The sequence below is a fragment of the Nocardia sp. NPDC058518 genome, from assembly GCF_042719655.1.
In the GTDB taxonomy this organism is placed as follows: Bacteria; Actinomycetota; Actinomycetes; order Mycobacteriales; family Mycobacteriaceae; genus Nocardia.
This window is the reverse complement of the sequence record NZ_JBHXNJ010000016.1, coordinates 8,645-14,562: the sequence shown is the minus strand read 5'-3', so window position 1 is coordinate 14,562 and position 5,918 is coordinate 8,645. Positions and strand designations below refer to the sequence as shown.

8 protein-coding genes are annotated in these 5,918 nt (G+C 67.9%); 5 read left to right on the top strand and 3 right to left on the bottom strand.

The genetic code is table 11. The features are described 5' to 3' along the window. Positions 1–167 precede the first annotated feature (167 nt). Positions 168–488, bottom strand: a complete 321-nt coding sequence (locus ACFWPX_RS24720) for an AzlD domain-containing protein (RefSeq protein WP_378918249.1) — start codon at positions 486–488, stop codon at positions 168–170. A 28-nt stretch (positions 489–516) separates the two neighbouring features. Then, positions 517–1,209: an AzlC family ABC transporter permease gene (locus ACFWPX_RS24715; RefSeq protein ID WP_378918247.1), complete on the bottom strand. Its 693-nt coding sequence runs from the start codon at positions 1,207–1,209 to the stop codon at positions 517–519. Between the two features lie 67 nt (positions 1,210–1,276). Between ACFWPX_RS24715 and ACFWPX_RS24710 the strand changes: the two genes are divergently transcribed. Further along, on the top strand, positions 1,277–1,846 hold the full coding sequence (locus ACFWPX_RS24710) for a helix-turn-helix domain-containing protein (RefSeq protein WP_378918244.1): 570 nt from the start codon (positions 1,277–1,279) through the stop codon (positions 1,844–1,846). A 19-nt stretch (positions 1,847–1,865) separates the two neighbouring features. Here ACFWPX_RS24710 and ACFWPX_RS24705 read toward each other — a convergent pair whose 3' ends face one another. Next, complete coding sequence (locus ACFWPX_RS24705; protein WP_378918242.1) at positions 1,866–2,579, bottom strand: HNH endonuclease; 714 nt, start codon at positions 2,577–2,579, stop codon at positions 1,866–1,868. A gap of 164 nt (positions 2,580–2,743) precedes the next feature. Between ACFWPX_RS24705 and ACFWPX_RS24700 the strand changes: the two genes are divergently transcribed. From ACFWPX_RS24700 to ACFWPX_RS24685, 4 genes are all read left to right on the top strand, one after another. Then, positions 2,744–3,157: a globin gene (locus ACFWPX_RS24700; protein ID WP_378918240.1), complete on the top strand. Its 414-nt coding sequence runs from the start codon at positions 2,744–2,746 to the stop codon at positions 3,155–3,157. A 239-nt stretch (positions 3,158–3,396) separates the two neighbouring features. Beyond that, positions 3,397–4,998, top strand: coding sequence for a glycoside hydrolase family 13 protein (locus ACFWPX_RS24695; RefSeq protein WP_378918238.1), 1,602 nt, complete (start codon positions 3,397–3,399; stop codon positions 4,996–4,998). A gap of 75 nt (positions 4,999–5,073) precedes the next feature. Continuing rightward, positions 5,074–5,349 carry a hypothetical protein gene (locus tag ACFWPX_RS24690; protein WP_378918236.1) on the top strand — a complete coding sequence of 92 codons (276 nt, stop codon included), beginning with the start codon at positions 5,074–5,076 and terminating at the stop codon, positions 5,347–5,349. Further along, positions 5,336–5,800 (top strand): DUF5130 domain-containing protein, encoded by a 465-nt coding sequence (locus tag ACFWPX_RS24685; protein ID WP_378929408.1) that lies wholly within the window; start codon positions 5,336–5,338, stop codon positions 5,798–5,800. Before ACFWPX_RS24690 ends, ACFWPX_RS24685 begins: the two co-directional genes overlap by 14 nt. The last annotated feature ends 118 nt before the right edge of the window (positions 5,801–5,918 follow it).

Sequence of the window (5,918 nt, the reverse complement as noted above, 5' to 3'; positions counted from 1 at the left end):
CTCCTACTCGCGCTCCATCGCCGGCCCCGCCCCGCCGGCCGGCCGCGCCCCCCCGGCCACTTCGTGGCCGCCGCTCCCTAGGGGTCGCGGGTGGGGGTTGGGAGTGCGGTCATGGCGGTCTTGGAGTGAAAGGTGGGGCTGGTAGTGCGGTAGGGCTGTGGTGTGGGTCAGTGCACGCCGACGAGGCGTAGCAGTGCGGTTGTTGTGGCTGCTGCCAGCACAGTCACCAGCAGGGGAGCGCGCCGCCACGCGAGGACTCCGCCGACGCCGACGCCTGCTGGCAGGGCGATGCCGAGGTGACCGGAGCCGGTCGGCAGTGTGGCTGTCGCGACCAGGGCCGCGAGCAGGATGAGGGCGCCGGTGTCGAGGAGGTGAATTGCTCTGGGGGACAGCCGCAGTCGATGGCGCATCGCGGGCCCGGTCCAGCGCAGTGCGTACGTTCCCACGGCCAGCGCCAGCATGGCGGGCAGCAGGTATGGCGCGTTCATGCGACCACCGCGCCGACCGCTGGTGTCCTCATGACGCCACCGGCTCCGTGATCGGCGCGGGCGGACGCAATGCGAAGACCAGCCCGATGAGCGCGATCAGTACCGGCAGCCCCGCCGGTACGAACGGCGCGACGGCCACGGCCAGTCCCGCGCCGACCAGCACCGGCCGCGCTGTCGCCCGATCGCGCAGCGCGGGCAGGATCAACGCCAAGAGGATCACCGGGAACACCGCGTCCAGTCCGAGCGCCGACGTATCCGGCACCAGCGAACCCAGCGCCGCACCGAGGGTCGCCCCCAGCGGCCAGCACAGCGCGACCCCGATCCCGCAGGCCCAGTACGCGGCGCGTTTGCGTTCCTGATTGCCCGGCGCCGCGGCGAAGGCCACCGACTCGTCGTTGAGGACGTGGATGCCGAGCACCCGCTTCCAGCCGCGCCCGAACACCTCCGGCGCCGACAACCCGTACGGCAGGTGCCGCGCGTTGAGCAGCAGCCCGGCCACCACCGCGGCCAGCGGACTACCGCCGGCCGCGACGATCCCGAAGAACAGTAGCTCCGACCCGCCCGCCAGCACCGTCACCGCCATCACGATCGGCATCCACATGGGAAACCCGGCCGCGATCGTCGACGCACCGTAGGACACACCGAACAGGCCGACGGCAAAGCACGCCGCGGCTACGGCAGCCACGGTTCCCCGGTCGAGTGTTCGCCAGATCGAACGCATGTTGTTTATATTGAACGCATCGGGTGGGTAAAGTCAACGCGGTATCGCCAGCACCCAGGAGGCGTAGATGGACCGGCAGGACCCTGTCGTCGGACCGCCCCAGGCGGTGATCGCCGCGGCGCTGCGCCGCGAGCGCGCCCGCGCCGGCCTGTCGCTGACCGAGGTCGCCAATCGGGCGGGTGTCGCGAAATCCACACTGTCGCAACTGGAATCGGGCACTGGAAACCCCAGCCTGGAAACCCTGTGGGCGCTGTGCGTAGCCCTGGAAATGCCGTTCTCCCGGCTACTCGACCCGCCTCGGTCCAACGTTCAGGTGATCCGCGCCGACGAGGGATCGCCGGTCCCGGCAGCCGACGCCGACTACCGGGTGACATTGCTCGCAGCAGGCCAGTCGCACACCCGCTGCGACGTCTACCGCATCGCGGCCGAACCGGGCCATATCCGGCGCTCGGAACCGCATACGCCCGGCGTCGTGGAACACGTCGTGCTCGCAGTGGGCCACGCCATGGTGGGTCCGGCCGACGAGCCCGTCGAGATGCGCCCCGGCGACTACATCCGCTACCTGGGTGATCTCCCGCATATCTTCGAGGCCCTCGAACCGGGAACCTGGGCGACGATGGTCATCGAGAGCGCCTGAACCGATCGAGAGCGGTGTGTCAGGCGGCTCCTTCGCCGAGGTACTGCAACCAGATCGGATCCAGATCGGCGGTGGTGGACAGCAGCCGCCAGTGCGGGCCTTTGGGGGAGACCAGCGGGTGGCGCAGGTGCCAGCCCAGGTCGGCCAGCATCTTGTCGGCCTTGCGGTGATTGCAGGGGGCGCAGCTGGCGACGCAGTTCTCCCACGAGTGCTCGCCGCCGCGACTGCGGGGGATCACGTGGTCGATGGTCTCGGCCTTGCCGCCGCAGTACCCGCATCGGTAGTGGTCGCGATGCATGAGCGCGGCGCGGGTCATCGGCACGCGGGCGCGGTAGGGCACCCGCACATAGGTGCGCAGGCGGATGACGGACGGAATCGCAACCTGGGAGCCTGCCGAATGCAGGACCGGGCCCTCGGGATTGTCGTGGACGGCGTCTGCTTTGGCGCAGATCAGCAGCACGACAGCGCGACGCGCGGACAGCGCGGTGAGCGGCTCGTAGGTGGCGTTGAGGAGGAGAACCCGGCGTTTGCGCCAAGCGGCGGCGTCGTGGTCTCCGGCGAGATGCAGTGGCGCGGGGAGATGCGGCAGGTCGTGAAGACCGTGTGCGCCCGGATGGTGATCGGACAAGATGTGCAGCGGAATAGCCCCCGAGCCACGGTTGTGGACGTCGGCGGGCTGGAGTTGTCGATGCGTGCGCGCCTCGTGTGAACGGGCGCTCGGTCGCTGCTTCATCCTCTTGACCTCAATTTCATGATTGGCAGGATCATGTGGTATCTGGGGCCGATACTGCCCCCAGTTGACCATGGTTCCGGCGGTATTGCACGGCTATTTTTCAAACTTCCGGATGAACTGTGGTTGAAGGGCGGCGCGTTCGTGACCCTGGTGAACGGGGCACAATGGAACCCGTGAGCACCGGTGAGCAGACAACGACCTCCTTCTACGAAGCCGTGGGCGGCGCCGAGACGTTTCGTCGTCTGGTGTCGGTGTTCTATCGCGAGGTCGCGGCCGACGAGATCCTGCGTCCGCTGTACCCGGAGGAGGACCTCGGCCCAGCCGAGCGCCGGTTCCGGATGTTCCTCGAACAGTACTGGGGTGGTCCACGCACCTACTCCGACGAGCGCGGGCACCCGCGCCTGCGCATGCGCCACAACCCGTTCGTCATCGGCCCGCTCGAGCGCGACGCGTGGATGCGGTGCATGCGGATCGCCGTCGGCGAGATCGAACCGTCGATCCTCGACGACGAACACCGCAAGGCACTGCTGGACTACTTCCAAATGGCCGCAGCTTCCCTCCAGAACGCCCCGAGCTGACCCAGGCGTACACCGCATTCCCGCAGCTTCCCTCCAGAACGCCCCATAGACGCCCTGCCCGAGCTTACGGGTGCCCGGTGTTCGCTGATGGCGGGCAGATAGCAGCCTGGTTTCGCGACGTTGCCCTCCTTTACCACGATGTTTCTCTGTGGCGTGGCGAACGCTGGTGATTTGCCGGATTCGCAGAAAGTCTCGGCCCCCCATGAATATTGCGGGCGAACTTTGGCAATATTGCGGATGTGACACAGACACCTGCCTCGCCGGTGCCGGGGGAAGCAAGCACCGCTCCGTGGTGGAAAACCGCCGTGTTCTATCAGGTCTATCCGCGTTCGTTCGCTGACTCCGATGGTGACGGTGTCGGTGATCTGGGCGGTGTACGCGAGAAGATGGGGTACCTGGAGCTATTGGGCGTCGACGCGCTGTGGATCTGTCCGGTGATGCGGTCACCGCAGGCCGACGGCGGGTACGACGTGTCCGACCCGCGCGATATCGACCCGCTCTTCGGCGGGCTGGGGGCGCTGGACGAGTTGATCGCCGAAGCGCACGATCGCGAGATCAAAGTGACGATGGATCTGGTGCCCAACCACACCAGCGTCGAACACGCGTGGTTCGCCGAGGCGCTGGATGCGGCGCCGGGCAGTCCCGAACGCGCCCGCTACATCTTTCGCGACGGTCGCGGCGAGAACGGCGACGAGCCGCCCAACAACTGGCCGAGCATCTTCGGCGGCCCCGCCTGGACCAGGATCACCGAGCCCGACGGCACCCCCGGGCAGTGGTACCTGCACATCTTCGCGCCCGAACAACCCGACCTGAACTGGGACAACCCCGAGGTCGCCGACGATTTCGAGAAGACCCTGCGCTTCTGGCTCGACCGTGGCGTCGACGGTTTCCGCCTCGATGTCGCGCACGGCATGGCCAAGCCCGAAGGCCTGCCCGACATGGCGAAAGTCGAAACCAAGATGCTGGTGCACGACGACGACGATCCCCGCTTCAACAACCCCGGCGTGCACGCCATCCACCGCCGCATCCGCACGGTGCTCGACGACTACCCGCACGCGGTGTCGATCGGCGAGGTCTGGGTCGACGACAACGTCCGCTTCGGCGAATACGTCCGCCCCGACGAGTTGCACCTGGCATTCAACTTCCGCCTCGCCGAGACTCCCTTCACGGCGCAGGCCGTCCACGACGCGATCACCCACTCCCTGGAGGCCGTGGCCGACGCGGGCGCCCCACCCACCTGGACGCTGTCCAACCACGACATCGAACGCGAGGTGACCCGCTACGGCGGCGGCAAGACCGGTGTCGCGCGGGCGCGGGCGATGGTCATGGTCGAACTCGCCCTGCCCGGTGCGGTGTTCGTCTACAACGGCGCCGAACTGGGCCTGCCCAATGTCGACGACCTGCCCGACGACGTCTTGCAGGACCCGGTGTGGGAGCGCACCGGCCATAAGGAACGCGGTCGCGACGGTTGCCGGGTCCCGATGCCGTGGGAGGGTCCGGCCACGCCGTTCGGCTTCACCGAGGGCAAGCCGTGGCTGCCGATCCCCGTCGACTGGGCCGACCGCACCGTCGAAGCGCAACTGGAAACCTTGCACTCGACGCTGTCGCTGTACCGCCTGGCGATCGACCTGCGCGCCACCCGGCCGGAGTTCGCCGGCCAGCGGATCGAGTGGTACGGCAGTCCCGACGGCTGTCTCGCCTTCCGTCGTCCGGGCGGGCTGACCTGCGTGCTCAACGCCTCCGACAGCCCGATCCAGCTGCCGCCGGGGGAGGTGCTGCTGTCGAGCGCACCGGTCGCCGACGATCGGTTGCCCCCGAACGCGGCGGCCTGGTTGGTGTAGCCGCGGCCGGACACGCGGTGCGGCAACCCATGGCCGGAGGATGAACTACTACACAGCATCGTCTACCGTTGGTGCGTGAGCATTCTCGAGACAGTGCTGATCTTCGTCGGCATCCCGGCCGCGATCTACTTCGCGATCGCGGGTTTGTCCTATCTCGGTAAGCCATTCCCCGGTGAGAAGCCGGCCCACTTCGCACTCGGGCAGAAGTGGACCCACCGGCCGGTGCTGTGGAGTGCTACCGATGAGGTGACCGCCGCGGCGGGGCACCACACCGCCGAGCCGCATGGTCATGCGGCTCTCGAAACCGCGCATGCGGAGCTGATCGGAGGCCGGGCAAGTGGCAAGTTCTAATTGGCCCGCGGTGGTCGAGGCCGACCTCCCGCACGGGTTCGCCCTGACCAGCAGCGGTCGGGTGTCCGGCGTGCACGAGCCCGGCACCGTGTTCGACGAGGTGCCGTTCACCGATCACGAGCGCATCTGCCTCGACAACGCGCTCACCGAGGCGACCCGCGCCACCAAGATCCGCTTCAACATCTACCTCGGCGATCTCGGTTCCGATCCGGCGGCCGGTGCCGACGCGATCCTGCCGAACACCCCGGAGTCGGCCGATTCGGTGCTCATCGCCGTGTCCCCGAACCAGGGCGCGATCGAGGTCCGCTCCGGTGCCGACGTGGCCGAGCGCGCCAATGACCGCATCTGCCAGCTCGGCGTCACCGCCGCCCTGGCCTCGTTCCGTCAGGGCAACCTGATCGACGGCCTGATCTCGGCCACCCGCGTGATGGCCGCCGCGATCGGCCGCTAGCTCGTTCTCTTCCGGACGGGGGGCGCTCGCGCATGTGTTAGCGCCGGGGGTGGGTTTGGGGGTTTGTGGAGGAGTTAATTAGACGGACCCCGGCCGGGAGATAAATAAAAATATAATT

What these genes read in the sequence shown, in the direction of transcription:
- ACFWPX_RS24700 (WP_378918240.1), top strand. Translation starts at nt 2,744, where the DNA reads ATGGAACCCGTGAGCACCGGTGAGCAGACAACGACCTCCTTCTACGAA.
- ACFWPX_RS24705 (WP_378918242.1), bottom strand. Translation starts at nt 2,579, where the DNA reads ATGAAGCAGCGACCGAGCGCCCGTTCACACGAGGCGCGCACGCATCGA.
- ACFWPX_RS24720 (WP_378918249.1), bottom strand. Translation starts at nt 488, where the DNA reads ATGAACGCGCCATACCTGCTGCCCGCCATGCTGGCGCTGGCCGTGGGA.
- ACFWPX_RS24710 (WP_378918244.1), top strand. Translation starts at nt 1,277, where the DNA reads ATGGACCGGCAGGACCCTGTCGTCGGACCGCCCCAGGCGGTGATCGCC.
- ACFWPX_RS24715 (WP_378918247.1), bottom strand. Translation starts at nt 1,209, where the DNA reads ATGCGTTCGATCTGGCGAACACTCGACCGGGGAACCGTGGCTGCCGTA.